Annotated in this window: 20 protein-coding genes; 12 read left to right on the top strand and 8 right to left on the bottom strand. The window is 68.1% G+C overall.

The annotated features are described in order from the left end of the window. Positions 1-69: 69 nt before the first annotated feature. The 3 genes from KY493_RS03690 to rplJ form a co-directional block, all read right to left on the bottom strand. On the bottom strand, positions 70-555 hold the full coding sequence (locus tag KY493_RS03690; RefSeq protein ID WP_219897643.1) for a cytochrome c: 486 nt from the start codon (positions 553-555) through the stop codon (positions 70-72). Between the two features lie 302 nt (positions 556-857). After that, the gene (gene rplL, locus KY493_RS03685) at positions 858-1,241 is read right to left on the bottom strand and encodes a 50S ribosomal protein L7/L12 (protein WP_219897642.1); all 384 of its coding nucleotides are present in this window, start codon (positions 1,239-1,241) and stop codon (positions 858-860) included. 59 nt (positions 1,242-1,300) lie between these two features. After that, the gene (gene rplJ / locus KY493_RS03680; protein WP_219897641.1) at positions 1,301-1,816 is read right to left on the bottom strand and encodes a 50S ribosomal protein L10; all 516 of its coding nucleotides are present in this window, start codon (positions 1,814-1,816) and stop codon (positions 1,301-1,303) included. Positions 1,817-2,136: 320 nt separating this feature from the next. Here rplJ and KY493_RS03675 point away from each other — a divergent pair, with 320 nt between their 5' ends. The 5 genes from KY493_RS03675 (at position 2,137) to KY493_RS03655 (ending at position 6,154) form a co-directional block, all read left to right on the top strand. Continuing rightward, on the top strand, positions 2,137-2,844 hold the full coding sequence (locus tag KY493_RS03675) for a glutathione S-transferase (RefSeq protein WP_219897640.1): 708 nt from the start codon (positions 2,137-2,139) through the stop codon (positions 2,842-2,844). A 59-nt stretch (positions 2,845-2,903) separates the two neighbouring features. Continuing rightward, on the top strand, positions 2,904-3,440 hold the full coding sequence (locus KY493_RS03670; RefSeq protein WP_219897639.1) for a tryptophan-rich sensory protein: 537 nt from the start codon (positions 2,904-2,906) through the stop codon (positions 3,438-3,440). A 125-nt stretch (positions 3,441-3,565) separates the two neighbouring features. Beyond that, positions 3,566-4,132 (top strand): elongation factor P, encoded by a 567-nt coding sequence (gene efp, locus KY493_RS03665; RefSeq protein WP_219897638.1) that lies wholly within the window; start codon positions 3,566-3,568, stop codon positions 4,130-4,132. A gap of 118 nt (positions 4,133-4,250) precedes the next feature. Continuing rightward, on the top strand, positions 4,251-5,057 hold the full coding sequence (locus KY493_RS03660; protein WP_219897637.1) for an inositol monophosphatase family protein: 807 nt from the start codon (positions 4,251-4,253) through the stop codon (positions 5,055-5,057). Positions 5,058-5,146: 89 nt separating this feature from the next. Further along, the gene (locus tag KY493_RS03655; RefSeq protein ID WP_255568007.1) at positions 5,147-6,154 is read left to right on the top strand and encodes a glycerophosphodiester phosphodiesterase family protein; all 1,008 of its coding nucleotides are present in this window, start codon (positions 5,147-5,149) and stop codon (positions 6,152-6,154) included. Here KY493_RS03655 and KY493_RS03650 read toward each other — a convergent pair. Continuing rightward, positions 6,136-7,986: an ABC transporter transmembrane domain-containing protein gene (locus tag KY493_RS03650; protein WP_219897635.1), complete on the bottom strand. Its 1,851-nt coding sequence runs from the start codon at positions 7,984-7,986 to the stop codon at positions 6,136-6,138. The two genes, KY493_RS03655 and KY493_RS03650, sit on opposite strands and share 19 nt — an antisense overlap. 136 nt (positions 7,987-8,122) lie before the next feature. Here KY493_RS03650 and rpmE point away from each other — a divergent pair, with 136 nt between their 5' ends. Both rpmE and KY493_RS03640 read left to right on the top strand, forming a co-directional pair. Next, on the top strand, positions 8,123-8,347 hold the full coding sequence (rpmE, locus tag KY493_RS03645) for a 50S ribosomal protein L31 (protein ID WP_219897634.1): 225 nt from the start codon (positions 8,123-8,125) through the stop codon (positions 8,345-8,347). Positions 8,348-8,505: 158 nt separating this feature from the next. Further along, on the top strand, positions 8,506-10,071 hold the full coding sequence (locus KY493_RS03640; protein WP_219897633.1) for a murein L,D-transpeptidase: 1,566 nt from the start codon (positions 8,506-8,508) through the stop codon (positions 10,069-10,071). 64 nt (positions 10,072-10,135) lie between these two features. Here the strand turns inward: KY493_RS03640 and KY493_RS03635 are convergent, their stop codons facing one another. Together KY493_RS03635 and KY493_RS03630 are read right to left on the bottom strand one after the other, a co-directional pair. Next, positions 10,136-10,651, bottom strand: a complete 516-nt coding sequence (locus KY493_RS03635; protein ID WP_219898310.1) for a DUF1465 family protein — start codon at positions 10,649-10,651, stop codon at positions 10,136-10,138. A 96-nt stretch (positions 10,652-10,747) separates the two neighbouring features. Then, positions 10,748-10,972, bottom strand: a complete 225-nt coding sequence (locus KY493_RS03630) for a DUF1192 domain-containing protein (protein ID WP_219897632.1) — start codon at positions 10,970-10,972, stop codon at positions 10,748-10,750. 67 nt (positions 10,973-11,039) lie between these two features. On the opposite strand from KY493_RS03630, the gene KY493_RS03625 reads away from it, so the two are divergent. Next, a complete protein-coding gene (locus KY493_RS03625; RefSeq protein WP_219897631.1) occupies positions 11,040-12,011 on the top strand; it encodes an NAD(P)H-quinone oxidoreductase in 972 nt (323 codons plus the stop codon). A 1-nt stretch (position 12,012) separates the two neighbouring features. Here the strand turns inward: KY493_RS03625 and KY493_RS03620 are convergent, their stop codons facing one another. Then, positions 12,013-12,645 (bottom strand): beta/gamma crystallin-related protein, encoded by a 633-nt coding sequence (locus KY493_RS03620; RefSeq protein ID WP_219897630.1) that lies wholly within the window; start codon positions 12,643-12,645, stop codon positions 12,013-12,015. 214 nt (positions 12,646-12,859) lie between these two features. On the opposite strand from KY493_RS03620, the gene KY493_RS03615 reads away from it, so the two are divergent. Beyond that, complete coding sequence (locus KY493_RS03615) at positions 12,860-13,525, top strand: DUF1013 domain-containing protein (RefSeq protein ID WP_219897629.1); 666 nt, start codon at positions 12,860-12,862, stop codon at positions 13,523-13,525. Between the two features lie 80 nt (positions 13,526-13,605). Here the strand turns inward: KY493_RS03615 and KY493_RS03610 are convergent, their stop codons facing one another. Next, entirely contained in the window at positions 13,606-13,779 is a 174-nt protein-coding gene (locus tag KY493_RS03610) for a YdcH family protein (protein ID WP_219897628.1), read from the bottom strand. Between the two features lie 116 nt (positions 13,780-13,895). Between KY493_RS03610 and KY493_RS03605 the strand changes: the two genes are divergently transcribed. The 3 genes from KY493_RS03605 to KY493_RS03595 are packed head-to-tail and all read left to right on the top strand — an operon-like array spanning position 13,896 to position 15,233. Beyond that, positions 13,896-14,510, top strand: coding sequence for a UbiX family flavin prenyltransferase (locus tag KY493_RS03605; protein WP_219897627.1), 615 nt, complete (start codon positions 13,896-13,898; stop codon positions 14,508-14,510). After that, a complete protein-coding gene (locus KY493_RS03600) occupies positions 14,507-14,971 on the top strand; it encodes a TIGR02444 family protein (protein ID WP_219897626.1) in 465 nt (154 codons plus the stop codon). The genes KY493_RS03605 and KY493_RS03600 overlap by 4 nt, the downstream gene beginning before the upstream one ends. A gap of 37 nt (positions 14,972-15,008) precedes the next feature. Beyond that, positions 15,009-15,233 carry a YdcH family protein gene (locus tag KY493_RS03595; protein WP_219897625.1) on the top strand — a complete coding sequence of 75 codons (225 nt, stop codon included), beginning with the start codon at positions 15,009-15,011 and terminating at the stop codon, positions 15,231-15,233. The last annotated feature ends 7 nt before the right edge of the window (positions 15,234-15,240 follow it).

Raw genomic sequence — 15,240 nt, 5'->3', positions numbered from 1 at the left:
GACATACAGCGTCCCACCGAGACAACTCGCATGTGACGCTCCGCTGGCCCATTTCGTTCCTGGCGACGCTTAGCCGCGAGGCGGTGTAACGCCCGGAGGCAAGGGTGCCGGCGAGGGCTCACCGATGACACCAGGCAAGGACCTGATGTAACGGTAGATGGCGCGCTTGTCGTAGTCCGACATGTTACGCACGCTCGGCCATGGCATCGGGGGGAGGCTTGAGCCGGTGCTCAGCAACTCTACCCACTCGTCCTCAGTGTTCTCGGCGACCGTGAGGCGGAGGTTCTTACCGTAGCTCGTGCCCCACGGACCCGTATGCGGCTCGGAGCTGCCTCTCAGCCATTCGGATTCAGGTGGCTGCGCGCCGTTTGTGCGGGCGTACATCGGGGTATGGCAGTCGTTGCAGCCGCTGGTGGCGACGCGATAGCGTCCGGCCTCAATGTCCGAGGACGCCAGGATGCGCGGCGCGGCCACCTGATTGGCCGTCTCCACCTTCTGGGGCGCTGGTTGGCATCCGGAGTTGAGGGCGCACACAGCGACGAAGGTGGCAAACATTGCTGATCTTATCATTGGCATCCCTCTGTTCGCCGAAGAAGGCCTTCAGTGTGTTCCGTCGTCAAGCGGTTGTGTGTTGCTGCTTTACCGACCGGGAGCACGCCCAACCGGCTCGCTCAAAAGCAGGCGCATGGAACTTCCGCTCAGGGTCGGAAGCGGCCTTTGGTGAACCGTCAGAGCGCCACATGTCGGGGCCGGCGTCTTCGTTGCGGCAGCGGGATTGTGACCCACGCACAAAAAAAGCCCCGGAGGTTTCCCTCCGGGGCTTCTTGATCTTCAGCATAGGCCGAAGGTCGTCGGTCTTACTTGACCTGGACCTTGGCGCCGGCTTCGGTCAGCTTCTTGGCGACTTCGTCGGCTTGTTGCTTGGAGACGTTCTCAACGACGTTCTGCGGAGCGCCTTCGACCAGGTCCTTGGCTTCCTTCAGACCCAGGTCCGAACGGACGCCGCGGACTTCCTTGATGACGTTGATCTTCTTGTCGCCGCCGTCCAGCAGGACAACGGTGAACTCGGTTTGCTCTTCAGCGGCTTCAGCCGGAGCGGCGCCGCCGCCGGCCGGCATGGCCATGGCGACCGGAGCAGCGGCGCTGACGCCCCACTTTTCTTCCAGCAGCTTGGAGAGTTCAGCGGCTTCCAGAACGGTAAGCGCGGACAGGTCTTCGACGATCTTGGCGAGGTCGGCCATTGTCAGTTTTCCTTCGGAGGATGAGGTTCAGAGAGTGCAGAGATGAAAGACGGGTCCGCTTACGCGGCGTCCTTGGTGGCGTAGGCGTTGAACACGCGGGCCAGTTGACCGGCGGGCGCTTGAACGACGGCGGCGATCTTGGTCGCCGGGGCGTTGAGCAGGCCGATGAGCTGGCTGCGGATTTCGTCGAGGGTCGGCAGCTTGGAGAGAACCTCCACGCCCTTCTGATCGACGACGGTGTCACCCATGAAGCCGCCAACGATCTTGAAGCGATCATTACCCTTGGCGAAATCGGTGACGACCTTGGCGGCCGTGCCGGGGTTTTCGGCATAGGCGATGCCCACCGGACCCTTGAACAGGGGGTGGTAGTCGCTGCCGTCCTCGGCCTCGAGCGCCTTCAGCGCCAGGCGGTTCTTGACCACCTTGAACGCGCCGCCTTCTTTGCGAAGACGGCCACGCAGATCTTCCATTTCCGCAACGGTCAGACCCAGGTTGTGGGTCACGACCACGGAGCCGGCGTCGGCGAAGACGCCCTTCAGCGTCTCGATCGACTCGGCCTTTTGAGCGCGGTCCATTGCGGTCTCCAGTTCAGTATTCGCCGCCGGGCGGATTCCCGACGACGTGTGTGGCCTTCCGCTCCCGCATCGCTGCGGGCGCATCGGCCGGTCGTATTGTCCGAAGGATGCAAACCGACGATGTCCATCCCGGATCACGGGCCGAACATCCGCCAGGGTCGCGTCCCCATCTCCCCACGGCGCCAGAGGGCTCTCTGACGGTTACGAAGCGGGCGGCCCCCGCTCCCCGAAGTTCTCGGACAGGACCGTCACCGGAATGAACCGACGACGGGAAGCGGCGCTCTTACAGCCACACGTCCCCGAAAGCAAGGAGCCGCCACATGGCCTATGAACTCTACTACTGGCCGACCATCCAGGGGCGCGGCGAGTTCGTGCGGCTGGCGCTCGAGGCGGCCGGCCCGGATTACGTCGACGTCTCGCGCCAGGACGGCGGCAAGGCGATGCAGCGGCTGATCGAGGACGCGCCCTTTCCCGCCTTCGCGCCGCCGTTTCTGAAGCTGGGCGACCGCACGATCGGCCAGACCGCCGCCATTCTGGCCTGGATCGGGCCGCAGCTGAACCTGGCGCCCGCTGGCGACACCGACCGCGCCTGGCTGAACCAGATTCAGCTGACCTTTGCCGACCTTGTGGCGGAGGCGCACGATACCCACCACCCGGTCGACATGATGGCCTACTACGACGAGCAGAGGCCGGAGGCCGCCCGCCGCGCCAAGGGCTTTCGAGAGGCGCGGATAGAGAAGTTCCTGACCTGGGCCGAACGCGTTCTGACGCGCAACGCCACCGGCTCGGGCTGGCTGGTGGGGCGCGATCTCACCTACGCCGACCTGTCGCTGTTCCAGGTGGTGGAAGGCTTGCGCTACGCCTTTCCGACAGCGACAGCGCGCGTGCTGCAGCGGACGCCGGGCGTGTTGCAGGTCCGCGACCGCGTCGCCGCCCTGCCGCGCATCGCCGCCTATCTGTCCAGCGAACGCCGCATCCCCTTCAACGAAGAGGGCATATTCCGCCACTATCCCGAACTCGACGGCTGAAAGGCCCGGAACCGTGGCGGAAGCCGGCCATTCTTAGGGCAACGCTTAAGAGGGCTGGCATGACCACTATCGACGACGCCGTGGACGAGGTGCGCGACCGCGCCGTGGACTTCCTGAACAGCGAGGGCCGCTCGACCACCCATGTGGCGACGGGCATCGCCATCACGGCGGGCTTCGCCATACTGGCGACGCTCTTGGCCACCCAGGCGATCAAGCCGCCGACGACCAAGCTGAAGCACCTGCGCAAGAACGCCAAGCCGACCACCGAACGTCCCAAGGGTCCGCTCAGCATGATCCTGCCCGCGGTGTTCTCGGCGACGACCCTGTCGGCTGTGCGGGTATGGAACGCGCCCGATCGGCCAGAGCGGCGAAGCGCCATGGGCCTGTGGGCGGCCGCTCAGGCGGTCAATGCGGTGTGGCTGGCTTATCGCCCGGCCACCCTGGCCGTGCAGGTCGCCGCCGCCATGACCAGCGCAGGGCTCGCCGCGGCCTTCGCCCATGAGGCGCGCAAGCTGGACGAACTCGCCGGCAAGCTGGCCGCCCCGCGCGGCGCCGGCGTCGCCTTGGCCAACAAGGCCGACGACGCGGCCAAGTGATCGCAGGCGGGCGGCTCCGGCGGGGCCGCCTTGCCCTTTGACGGGGCTTCCTCTAGGGATCGCGGCCGATTTGACGCGCCGTCGCGACGACGGGCGCGCGCCTCTCCTTTCCTCGATGTGACCCCATGAAGATCAACGGCAACACCATCAAGCCCGGCATGGTCCTGCAAGTGAACGGCGGCCTGTGGGTCGTCACCAAGGCCAGCCACGTCAAGCCCGGCAAGGGCGGCGCCTTCGCCAACGTCGAGGCCAAGAACCTCGAGACCGGCAACAAGCTGAACGAACGCTTCCGCTCGGAAGACAAGGTCGAGCGCGTGACGCTGGAGCAGAAGGACTATTCCTACCTGTTCGACAACGGCGACAGCCTGGTCTTCATGGACGACGCGTCCTACGAGCAGATCGAGCTGCAAAAGGACTGGGTCGGCGAGGACCGCATCCCTTACCTGCAAGAAGGCATGAAGGTGGTCATCGAAAGCCACGAAGATCGCCCGATCGGCCTGTCCCTGCCCGACCAGGTCGTGCTGGAAGTCGCCGAGACCGAGCCCACGGTGAAGGGCCAGACGGCCTCCTCGTCCTACAAGCCCGCCACCGCCTCCAACGGCGTGCGCATCATGATCCCGCCCTACATGTCCGCCGGCGAGCGCATCGTCGTCGACACCGCCACCGGCGAATACGTCCGCCGCGCGGACTAAGGTCAAAGCGGCGAGTGACGTGTGGCGGGTGGCGAGAGATTGAGCCAGTCGGTCACCCGCCTCGCCGCCGTATTCCTGCTCGCCACTCGTCACCAGCCACTCGCCACTGAGTTCCGCCATGGCCCTCGCCTCCGCCCTGCTGCAAGTGATGATCGACGCGGTCCGCAAGACCGCCCGCCCGATGCTGCGCGACTTCGGCGAGGTGTCGCAGCTGCAGGTCTCGCGCAAAGGCCCCGGCGATTTCGTCACCGCCGCCGATCTGAAGGCCGAGGACACACTCTACGAACTGCTGATGAAGGCCCGCCCCGGCTACGGCTTCCTGGGCGAAGAGCGCGGCATGATCGAGGGCACGGACAAGTCGCACACCTGGATCGTCGACCCGATCGATGGCACCACCAACTTCATGCACGCCATGCCCCACTTCGCCATCACGGTGGGGCTGGAGCGCCGCGCGCCCGACGGCTCGTCCGAGATCGTCGCGGGCGTCACCTACAACCCGGTCATGAACGAGCTGTTCTGGGCCGAAAAAGGCAAGGGCTGCTACCTGAACGACGCCCGCATCCGCGTGGCCGGCCGCAAGGACCTGTCGGAAAGCCTGATCGCCACCGGCCTGCCCTTCATCGGCAAGACCGGCCATGCCCAGGCCATCAAGGACATCCACGCCATCGGCCAGCGCGTCGCCGGCATCCGCCGGCTCGGCTCGGCCGCGCTGGATTTCGCCTGGGTCGCCGCCGGGCGGTATGACGCCTATTATGAGCGCAACCTGAAGCCCTGGGACGTGGCGGCCGGCCTGCTGTTCGTCACCGAGGCCGGCGGCCTGGTCACCACCATCGACCAGGACGGCGATGCCAAGACCGGCTCAAGCATCCTCGCCGCCAATCCCGACCTGCATCCGCAGCTGCGCAAGGTGCTGCAGGCGAGCTGAACCGTCACGGGCGCGTCGCGGTCGGCATGTAGACGAGCGGCGTGATCCGCGCCGTTCTTGCCGCGCTCCTGCTGACAGGAACGCCCGCCATGTCCGAGACCCTCGCCAGGACGCCCCTGGTCATCGCCCACCGGGGCGCCTCTGGCGAGCGGCCCGAGCACACCCGCGCGGCCTATGCGCTGGCGATCGAGCAAGGCGCCCATGTCATCGAACCCGATCTGGTGATGAGCCGAGACGGTGCGCTGATCGTGCGCCACGAGAACGAGATCGGCGGCACGACGGACGTTGCCGAACGGCCCGAGTTCGCGAGCCGGCGCACCACCCGCATGATCGACGGCGTCGAGACCACGGGCTGGTTCACCGAGGACTTCACGCTGGCAGAGTTGAAGACGCTGAAGGCGCGTGAGCGGCTGCCACAGCTCAGGCCGGGCAATGTCGCCCATAACGACCGCGAGCCGATCCTGACGTTCGACGAGGTCGTGGCCATCGCGCAGGAGGGTTCGGCCCGGGCCGGCCGGATGATCCTTGTGGCGCCCGAGCTTAAGCATCCCTCCTATTTCGCGTCGCTGGGCCTGGACATGGAACAGGCGTTCCTTGCCGAGATGAAGCGGCTGAACCTTACGGGCGCGGATGCGCCGATCCTGATCCAGTGCTTCGAGGTCGGCCCGCTGGAGCGGCTCGCGGCGCAGATCGACGCGCCTCTGGTTCAGCTGGTCGCCGCATCCGGCGCGCCGTTCGACAGACCAGCTCAAGCCTATGCGCAGATGATCACGCCGGAAGGGCTGGCGGCGATCCGTCGCTATGCCGACTGGATCGCTCCGGAGGCGACGCTGGTCCTGCCGCGAGACGCCGCCGGCCGGTCGCAGGCGCAAAGCGCCCTTGTCGGGCACGCGCACGCGGCAGGCCTGAAGGTGGTTGTCTGGACCCTGCGCGCCGAAAACGTCTTCCTGCCGCTGGAGCGCCGGCGCGGAAGCGATCCGGCCGCCCACGGCGATCTTGCCGCCTATGCGGCAGCCATCCTCGACGCGGATGTGGACGCGGTGTTCAGCGACTTTCCAGCCATCGTGGTCGCGGCCGCTCAGCCGCCACGGAACTGAAGCTCGGCCAGCCGTGCATACAGGCCGCCGCGCGCCGTAAGCTCGGCGTGCGTCCCCTCTTCCACCACCGCGCCGTCTTCCATGACCACGATGCGGTCGGCGCGCAGCACCGTCGCCAGCCGGTGAGCGATGACCAGTGTGGTGCGCTCTTCCATCGCCTGGTCCAGCGCCGCCTGCACCAGCCGCTCGCTTTCGGCGTCCAGCGCTGAAGTGGCCTCGTCCAGCAGCAGGATCGGCGCGTCGCGCACCAGAGCCCGCGCGATCGCCATCCGCTGGCGCTGTCCGCCCGACAGGCTGCGGCCCCGCTCGCCCAGCGGGGTGTCGAAGCCCTGCGGCAGGGCGTCGATGAAGCCCAGCGCCTGAGCCTTGCCGGCGACGTCGCGCGCCTCGTCCAACGTCGTCGCCTCGCGCCCGAAGCGGATGTTCTCCAAGGCCGAGCCGGAGAACAGCGGCGTCTCCTGCGACACCCAGGCGAAGCGGTTGCGCACCTCCACCGGATCGGCGTCGCGCACATCGACGCCGTCGACCGAGACCAAGCCGGAGTTCGGGTCGTAGAAGCGCAGCAGCAGGCGGAACACCGTGGATTTGCCCGCACCCGACGGCCCCACCAGCGCAACCGTCTCGCCTGGCCGCACCGTAAGCGAAAAGCCCTTCAGCGCCGGCAGGTCCGAGCGTCCCGGATAGGCGAATTCCACCCCGGACATCGACACCTCTCCGCGCGGCGGCGATGGCAGGACGCGAGGCGAAGCCGGCGCGGCGGTCCCCGGTTCGGACCGCATCAGTTCCTCGATCCGCTCCATGGCGCCGGCAGCCTTCTGCACGTCGCCCCAGCTTTCGCCGAGCGCGCCGACCGCTCCGGCCGCAAACACCGACAGCAGCACGAACTGGATCAGGGCGCCCGGCGTCATGGCGCCCGAGATCACGTCCTGCGCCCCCAGCCACAGCACCAGCGTCACGCCGCCGAACATCACGACGATGATCATGGCCGTCATCCAGGCGCGCGCCTTCATGCGGATCAGCGAGGCGCCGAACGCATCCTCGACCGCCGAGCCGAACCGGTCGATCGCGCTGCGCTCACGCCCGAACGCCTGCACCGTTTCGATGGCGTCCACGCTTTCGCCGGCGAAGCCCACGGCATTGGCGAATCGGTCTTGCGACGCCACCGTCAGCTTCCTGACGCGACGCCCGAACACGAACAGCGGCACGATCAGCAGCGGCACGATCAGCAGCACCATGCCCGTCAGCTTGGGACTGACGAAAAACAGCAGGGCCACGCCCCCGATCAGCGTCAGCAGGTTCCTGAGCGCATAGGAGATCGAGGTCGTCATCAGCGTCTCGACCAGGGCGATGTCGGTGGTCAGCCGCGACAGCACCTCGCCCGTGCGCATGTGGGTGTAGAAGCTGGGATCCAGCGTCAGGATGCGGCCGAACAGGCCCTTGCGCACATCGGCGATGACCCGCTCGCCCGTACGCGTGACGTAGAAGTAGCGCGCCGCCGTCGCCAGCCCGAGGAACAGGGCGTTGGCGCCGAGCAGCAGGAACCACACGTCCAGGTCGCGCCCGCCGTTCTCGAACCCGTGGTCGATGGCGCCCCGCGCCATGGCGGTCAGGCCAAGAGACGCCGCGGTGGACGCCAGCAGCCACAGCACCGCCAGCGACGCATGCCCCTTGTGCCGCATCGCATAGGGGATCAGGCGCGCCAGCGGCCGGACGTTGCGGGTCTTGGCGCGCTTGCCGCCCGCCTCGTCCATCTGCTCCATCAGCAAGGCGCCGGCGCCGGGGCGACCGTAAGCTTCGGGGCGGGCGGGAGCGGAAGGCGCGGCGTCGGTCATGGCCCGCGCCTCTTGCCCCGGATCGCCCCCCGGTGTAAACGCCGCCCTCTTCCCGCCGGGGCCCTCGGCGGGTTTCTCATTTTGCATGCGCAGCGACGGTCGGCATCGTCATCGCGCCAGAGACCGGACGACGACCATGAAGGCGGATACCCACCCCGACTACCACTTCATCACCGTGACCATGGTGGATGGTTCCACCTACCAGACCCGTTCGACCTACGGGAAGGAAGGGGACACGCTGAACCTGGACATCGATCCGTCGACGCACCCGGCCTGGACCGGCGGCAACCAGCAGCTGATGGACCGCGGCGGCCGCGTTTCGCGCTTCAACAACAAGTTTGCCGGCTTCATCAAGAAGTAAGCGCCCGCTCGCCGCAGGTGCGGCGAATAGGTCACTGCAAGCGCCGGTCGCAAGGCCGGCGCTTTCTGTTTGTCCGGAACGGCGATAATACACGCACGTTCGACCCGTCGGGGGCGTCCCGACCGGCGGACGCCAAGAGTCGATCCAGAGCTTCGAGTATGAACAGACGGGAATTGGGCCTGGGCGCCGCGACGGCGGCCCTGACCTTCGCCGGCGCCGCGGTCGCGCAACAGCCGGTCTATGCCCAGCGCGACCCGCGGGCGACCGCCTTCTTCAACAGCTTCAGCGACCAGATCGCGCGCCTGCCTGAAGAGCAACAGGGCGACGTTCGCGCCTTCTACGAGGCCAACGGCTGGCGCCCGGTCTGGAACGCCGAGCGCCTGCGCGCCTTGAACGCCGTCGCCGCCCGCAGCGAACGCCACGGCCTGGCTCAGGGCGACTTCTTCGACTTCGTGGGCCTGGCGGCCGATCCCGCCTCGGCCGAGCTGCGCACCACCGCGGCCGCCCTGCTCTACGCCCGTGTGCTGGCCGAGGGCCGCGTCCGCCCGGAGACGGTGGAAGAGCTCTGGGAGATGCAGAAGAACCGGGTCGATCTGCCCGGCGGCCTGACCGACGCCATGGCGCGCAACCGCCTGCTCGACTGGTACGAAGGCCTGGCGCCCACCGACATCGGCTATCAGAACCTGTCGGCCGGCTACATCCGCTATCGCCGCCTGATGGCCAATGGCGGCTGGCCCGCCTTTGCCCAAGGCCAGACCATCGAGCCGGGCATGAGCGACCGGCGCATCCCCGCCCTGATCGCCCGCCTGGCCGCCGAGGGCGACCTGTCGCAGGACGACGGCGCACGGCTGAAGGCGCAAGGGCTCGTCTATGGCTCCGAGCTTCAGAACGCGGTCAAGGGCTTCCAGGCCCGCCACGGCCTGGGCGCCGACGGCCGCATCGGCACGGGCACCCAGCGGTCGCTGTCCGCCTCGGCGCAGGACCGCGCCCGCCAGATCGCCCTGAACCTGGAACGTCGCCGCTGGCTGAAGCGCGAGGTCGCGCCCGAGCGGATCGAGGTCAACACCGCGGCCGCCATCATGGTCTATTGGAAGGACGCAAAGCCCGTCCACTCCAACCGCGTGGTGGTCGGCACCGCCGACAACCAGACGCCCAGCCTGGAAAAGCCCTTCGCCTCGGTCGTGGCCAACCCGCCCTGGTATGTGCCGGCCGGCATCGCGCGCCGCGAAATCCTGCCCAAGGGGCCCGGCTATCTCGCCGCCAACGACATGTTCGTGCGCGAGGGTACGGTGATCCAGCGCGCGGGCCCGCGCTCGGCCCTCGGCTACGTCAAGTTCGAGCTGCAGGACAGCTACGCCATCTTCCTGCACGACACGCCGTCGAAGGCCGCCTTCAACCTGGCCATGCGCCAGCGCAGCCACGGCTGCGTGCGGGTGCAGAATGCGGTCGAGTTCGCGCGCCTGCTGCTGTCGCCCGACCCGGTCAAGCTGGGCGAGTTCGACGCCGCACAGGACAGCCGCGAAACGACCCGCGTCACCACCGGCCGCGACGTCACTGTGCGCCTCCTCTACTGGACCGCCTTTGTCGACGGTCAGGGTCGCGTCGCCTTCCGCGAAGACGTCTATGGCCGCGACGACAAGCTGGCCCAGGCGCTTGGCATCGCCGTCAGCCTGCCCAAGCCCGTCGATGACGGCCAGACCGACTCCAACGACGTCGGACCGTAGGCCTTAATCGATCTCGATTTTTCCCTCCCCGTCCGGGGAGGGAGAAGATCGCGTCGCTCGGTCCCTACCGCCCGAAGGCGGCCTGGAGGCGATCCATCTGGCTCAGCACCGGATTGGCCGCGGGCGGCTCGCCTTCGCCCATGTACATGCGCCGGTCCAGGTACACCGTCCGCTCGAACAGCTTGTCGGCCCGCACCAGGTATTCGATCAGCGCGATCGGCAGCTCGGCATGGCTGGGCTCGCGCTCGATCTTGCGTTCGTTCAGCCGGTAGCGCGACTCGCCGGCGGCTTCGGGCGTCATGTCGCCCTCGCGCACGGCCCGCTGCACCAGGAGCCACGAGGCAATCTGCATCAGTCGCGTGGTCAGCCGCATGCTCTCGGCGGCATAGGCCAGAGCCGCCGCCCGCGACAGCATCTTAGATTCCCGTCGTCCGTCGCCGTCCAGATAGGCGGCGGTCTCCTCGACAAGTTCCATGCCCTCGCGAAAGGTGCGGTCGAACAGTTCGGAACGGGCGAAGTCGCGCACGGCGGCGGCGCGATCTGCGCTGCTCTGGTCGGCGCCGGCGGTGAGTTCAGGCATCATCATGGGCTGTGCGCGCGTCCGTACCAACTTCGGCGTCCTGCGACGCCCGGCTCCCCAAGCCTGCAACCGTCATGCCACGGATCGCGCTCTGCGTCATGAGCCCGCTTGTGGAGAACCGCCAAAGCTGAACAGGGCGTCGGCTGCGCTCTTCTGCGACTGCTTGCGTGCGATGGACCTCCGGGCGCGTTCGATCTCGGCCTCCAACGCCTCGATCCGCGCGTGCAGAGCCTCGACCGACAGCGGGTCCAGATCCTCTCGGCCGAGCGAGGCCAGGGCGTCGCCCGGCCGCGCGCGAGGTTCGGATTCGTCGAAGATCATGGCCGCCTCCGCGTGAAACGCCTATTTCAGCGCGCGAGGGACATGGATTGCAAGAGAAGGGTCGGCCATGCGCGTGATCGAGATCGAGGGCGGCTCAGGCCCCGCCGAAGCCCTGCGCGTCGCCGAACGCCCGGACCCGTCGCCCGGCCCTGGTGAGATCCTGATCCGCGTGCGCGCCGCCGGGATCAATCGCCCTGACCTGCTTCAGCGCAAGGGCGCCTATCCGCCGCCGACCGGCGCATCCGACGTTCTGGGGCTTGAGGTCGCGGGCGAGGTCGCGTCGGTGGGCGACGGCGTCGAACGCTGGAGCGTCGGCGACCGTGTGTGCGCCCTGCTGGGCGGCGGCGGCTATGCCGACCTGGCGGTCGTGGACGCCCGTCACGCGCTGCTGATCCCCGATGGCCTCGACTTCGCTCAAGGCGCGGTTCTGCCCGAGACCACCTTCACCGTCTTCGCCAATGTGTTCGAGGCCGGCGGCCTGAAGGCGGGCGAGACCCTGCTGATCCACGGCGCGACCAGCGGCATCGGCGTCACCGCCATCCAGATGGCCAAGGCGGCCGGCGCCCGGGTCATCGCCACGTCGCGGGGAGCCAAGAAGGCCGAGGCCGCCCTCTCCCTTGGCGCGGACGTCAGCCTCGACGCCACGGGCGGCGACCTGTCCGCCGCGATCGCGGACGCGGGCGGCGCGGACGTCGTGCTCGACATGGTGGGTGAAGACTATGCCGAGCTGAACCTCCAGTCGCTGAAGCCGGGCGGTCGCTGGGTGGTCATCGCCACCCTGACCGGCTGGGAGGCGCGGGTCGACCTGCGCCGCATCATGGTGAGGCGGCTGACCCTGACCGGCTCGACCCTGCGCGCCCGCCCCGCCGACGAAAAGGCGCGTCTGGCTCAGGCCGTAGAGGCGACCGCCTGGCCTTGGGTCGCCTCAGGCGCCGTCCGACCACCGATCGAACGGACTTTTCCGCTAGAAGAAGCCTCGGCCGCCCACGCCCTCCTGGAAGCGGGCGACCACATCGGCAAGATCGTGCTGATCCCCTAGATCAGCGATCGCCGCGCCAGGGCCGTAGCGAGGCGATGCTGTCGTCCATGCCAAGCCGGAAAAGGGTGCGCAGGTCGCCTTCCACCACCCGGCAGCGCCCACGGTAGCCCGGCTCGGAACAGACCTGCCACTGCCCCTCGGCGCGGATGGCGCTGGCCTGTCTGTTCAGCGGCGACCGACGCAGGTCCGGCGCCTCGCCGCGAAACCGCTCCGAAAGCCCGCGGTAGTCGGGATCGGCATAGAGGGTCAGGGTCTGACGCCCGCCATTCCAGCCGCCCCCCGAGCCGCCGCCGGGACGACCGTCGTTGTCGCCCCAACCGCCGCCGCCAGGACGGCCGGGGCGTCCGCCGCCTTCTCCGTCCTCGTAGTCGCCGCGGATGCGTCCGCAGACGAGCCGACCGTTGTCGTTGTGGATCTCTTCCCCGCCGCACTGGCCGACCTCGATCGAGGTGCCGCGCATCCGGCCGCGCAGGTCTCGGCAATCGGCGTAGAGCCGCCCCCGGTTCACAAAGGCCTCTGTGCAACTCTCCGTGTAGGAGCCCCTGGGCGCCACGCGCTGCACCGACATGTCGCCCCGCGCCTGCACGGGCATGAGCATCCCGGCCGCCATGGCCGCGCTCAACAAAATCGCCATCGTCTTCCCTCCCTTGCGCCAGCGCCCCAGCGGCCCGCGCTACAAAGAGCATCGTTCAGCCAAGATGAACCCTGGCTGTATGACCTTCGGATGACGTTTCCTTTTGATGCGGAATGCGCTTATATCCGTTTCAATCAGCGCCCGGTCGAAAGGCCGGGCGCCGTCGTATTCAACGCCCGGCAAGCACACGGGCAGTTCACGGGACGAACGCGCCATGAGCGACATTCTGATGCCCAAGGCCACCGCGGTCTGGCTCGTCGACAACACCTCGCTTACCTTTGACCAGATCGCCGACTTCTGCGGCCTGCACCCGCTCGAAGTCCGCGGCATCGCCGACGGCGACGTGTCGCGCGATATCCGCGGCGTCGATCCGGTGACGGGCGGCCAGCTGACCCGCGAGGAGCTGGATAAGGCCCAGGCCAATGACGCCTATCGCATGAAGGCGGTGGTCAGCCGTCACGCCGAACTGCTGAAGACCAACAAGCCCGCGCCCAAATACACGCCGGTTTCGCGCCGCCAGGACCGTCCGGACGCCATCGCCTGGTTCGTGCGCAACCACCCGGAGGTGACGGACGCCCAGATCGCCAAGCTGCTGGGCACCACCAAGTCGACCATCGAGAGCGTGCGCAGCCGCACCCACTGGAACAGCGCCAACATCAAGCCGGTCGATCCGGTGACGCTGGGTCTCGTCGGCCAGCTGGCGCTGGACGATCTGGTGCGCAAGGCCGCCGACAAGAAGGCCAAGGACGACGCCAAGAACGGCGGCGCCTCGCTTCAACCGCTGCAGCCGCTGGATTCCGAACCCGAGTTCGTGCCGGAAGCGCGCGAGCGTCCCTCCGCCGAGCCGACCGCCGAGTCCGTGTTCGGCCGCCGCGACTAAGGTCTCCAAGGATCCGCCAAAGGAAAACGGCCCCGGGAGCGATCCCGGAGCCGTCATCATGTCTGGCTATGTTTGATCGGTCAGGGCGTTCGCTGCTCGAGACTGGAAATCTCCTCCTTGAGCTTGAGCTTCCTCTGCTTGAGTTCCCTGAGGTGCAGCGAGTCCACGGACGGGCTTTGGCGCTCCCGCTGGATGGTGTCGTCCAGCGTGCGGTGACGGTTACCCAGTTCGCGAATACGAGCCTCGATGGTCATGGCTTGCGCCTCCATGTCTAAGGGACCACTAGAGTGAGCGCCCGGTTCGACGGACTGTGTAGTCACAAATCCGTGACGATCCGCCTTTCCGGACATCCAAGAGGCTGAGCCCCGAAATGGGTCATGATGTGAACGGAGCCGTAGGCGCGACACCGCGCCGCATCGTCGTCGGCGTGTCCGGCGCATCGGGCGTCGTCTATGGCGTGCGGACGCTGGATGCGCTGAGGGCGCTGGGCGTCGAGAGCCATCTGGTGATCACGCGAGCCGCCCTTCTGACGTTGTCGCAGGAGACGGATCTGACGCCGGACGACCTGACGGGTCGGGCGGATGTCGTGCACCGCCTGGCCGACGTGGGCGCCAGCATCGCCTCCGGCTCGTTCCGCACCCTGGGCATGATCGTCGCGCCGTGTTCGGTCAGGACCATGAGCGAGATCGCGACCGGCGTGACCTCCACCCTGCTGACCCGCGCCGCCGACGTCACGCTGAAGGAGCGGCGTCGGCTGGTGCTGATGGTGCGCGAAACGCCGCTGCATCTGGGACACCTGCGCACCCTGACCGCGCTGGCCGAAATGGGCGCTGTCATCGCCCCGCCCCTGCCCGCCCTGTACGCCCGCCCCGGCTCGATCGACGAAATGGTGGACCAGTCCGTCGGCCGGGCGCTGGACCTGTTCGGCCTGGACTGGGACGCGGTGCGACGCTGGGACGGATTGAAAGGAGCGGCCGACGCATGAGGCTGTGGGACTGGACCGTCGCCGCCTACTCGGCGCCTGATGTCGCGGAGGCGTGCCTGCTGCTGCAGGATCGGCATGAGCAGAGTGTGCCGCTCTTGCTCTGGTCAGCCTGGGTCGCCGCGACCGGTCGTCGCCCCGACAAGGAAACGCTGGAGGCCGCCTGCGACACCGCGCGGGCCTGGGACAGCGTCGCGGTCGCGCCGCTGCGGTCGATCCGGCGCACGCTGAAAGCCCCGATCCCCGACATCGACGACGGGCCGCGCGAGGCGATCCGCGACCGGATCAAGGCGGTTGAATTGGAGGCCGAACGCCGGCTGCTCGAGGCGCTGGAGGCGCTCGCGCCCGAGCCCGCAGGGCCGCCCCGCCCCGCGATTGACGCCCTGGTCGCCGCCGCCCGCGTCTGGGCGCCGGTCACGCCGCGCCCGGCCCTGATCGTCTTGGCCGACGCCCTTCCGGCCTGAATCGACCTCGGCTATAGACCGCGCTCGGGGAGCGGCCATGAACGACGACACGCCCAAGGTCAGCGAGGAAGAAGCGGCGCTGCACGCCCGCGTTCGCCTGCTGCGTCAGGAGCACGCCGATCTCGACGCCTCCATCGAGGCGCTCGGCCACGGCCCCGTGCCCGACCAGCTTTTGATCGCCCGCCTTAAACGCAAGAAGCTGGTTCTGCGCGACGAGATCGTGAAGATCGAGGCGCGCATCCTGCCCGACATCATCGCCTGATCGCGCC

It is taken from the genome of Brevundimonas sp. PAMC22021 (genome assembly GCF_019443405.1).
Classification (GTDB): Bacteria; Pseudomonadota; Alphaproteobacteria; order Caulobacterales; family Caulobacteraceae; genus Brevundimonas.
Note: the sequence above shows the minus strand (reverse complement) of the source record. Positions and strands in the feature narration are given on the sequence as shown.

What these genes read in the sequence shown, in the direction of transcription:
- KY493_RS03690 (WP_219897643.1), bottom strand. Translation starts at nt 555, where the DNA reads ATGTTTGCCACCTTCGTCGCTGTGTGCGCCCTCAACTCCGGATGCCAA.
- rplL (WP_219897642.1), bottom strand. Translation starts at nt 1,241, where the DNA reads ATGGCCGACCTCGCCAAGATCGTCGAAGACCTGTCCGCGCTTACCGTT.
- rplJ (WP_219897641.1), bottom strand. Translation starts at nt 1,816, where the DNA reads ATGGACCGCGCTCAAAAGGCCGAGTCGATCGAGACGCTGAAGGGCGTC.
- KY493_RS03675 (WP_219897640.1), top strand. Translation starts at nt 2,137, where the DNA reads ATGGCCTATGAACTCTACTACTGGCCGACCATCCAGGGGCGCGGCGAG.
- KY493_RS03670 (WP_219897639.1), top strand. Translation starts at nt 2,904, where the DNA reads ATGACCACTATCGACGACGCCGTGGACGAGGTGCGCGACCGCGCCGTG.
- efp (WP_219897638.1), top strand. Translation starts at nt 3,566, where the DNA reads ATGAAGATCAACGGCAACACCATCAAGCCCGGCATGGTCCTGCAAGTG.
- KY493_RS03660 (WP_219897637.1), top strand. Translation starts at nt 4,251, where the DNA reads ATGGCCCTCGCCTCCGCCCTGCTGCAAGTGATGATCGACGCGGTCCGC.
- KY493_RS03655 (WP_255568007.1), top strand. Translation starts at nt 5,147, where the DNA reads ATGTCCGAGACCCTCGCCAGGACGCCCCTGGTCATCGCCCACCGGGGC.
- KY493_RS03650 (WP_219897635.1), bottom strand. Translation starts at nt 7,986, where the DNA reads ATGACCGACGCCGCGCCTTCCGCTCCCGCCCGCCCCGAAGCTTACGGT.
- rpmE (WP_219897634.1), top strand. Translation starts at nt 8,123, where the DNA reads ATGAAGGCGGATACCCACCCCGACTACCACTTCATCACCGTGACCATG.
- KY493_RS03640 (WP_219897633.1), top strand. Translation starts at nt 8,506, where the DNA reads ATGAACAGACGGGAATTGGGCCTGGGCGCCGCGACGGCGGCCCTGACC.
- KY493_RS03635 (WP_219898310.1), bottom strand. Translation starts at nt 10,651, where the DNA reads ATGCCTGAACTCACCGCCGGCGCCGACCAGAGCAGCGCAGATCGCGCC.
- KY493_RS03630 (WP_219897632.1), bottom strand. Translation starts at nt 10,972, where the DNA reads ATGATCTTCGACGAATCCGAACCTCGCGCGCGGCCGGGCGACGCCCTG.
- KY493_RS03625 (WP_219897631.1), top strand. Translation starts at nt 11,040, where the DNA reads ATGCGCGTGATCGAGATCGAGGGCGGCTCAGGCCCCGCCGAAGCCCTG.
- KY493_RS03620 (WP_219897630.1), bottom strand. Translation starts at nt 12,645, where the DNA reads ATGGCGATTTTGTTGAGCGCGGCCATGGCGGCCGGGATGCTCATGCCC.
- KY493_RS03615 (WP_219897629.1), top strand. Translation starts at nt 12,860, where the DNA reads ATGAGCGACATTCTGATGCCCAAGGCCACCGCGGTCTGGCTCGTCGAC.
- KY493_RS03610 (WP_219897628.1), bottom strand. Translation starts at nt 13,779, where the DNA reads ATGACCATCGAGGCTCGTATTCGCGAACTGGGTAACCGTCACCGCACG.
- KY493_RS03605 (WP_219897627.1), top strand. Translation starts at nt 13,896, where the DNA reads ATGGGTCATGATGTGAACGGAGCCGTAGGCGCGACACCGCGCCGCATC.
- KY493_RS03600 (WP_219897626.1), top strand. Translation starts at nt 14,507, where the DNA reads ATGAGGCTGTGGGACTGGACCGTCGCCGCCTACTCGGCGCCTGATGTC.
- KY493_RS03595 (WP_219897625.1), top strand. Translation starts at nt 15,009, where the DNA reads ATGAACGACGACACGCCCAAGGTCAGCGAGGAAGAAGCGGCGCTGCAC.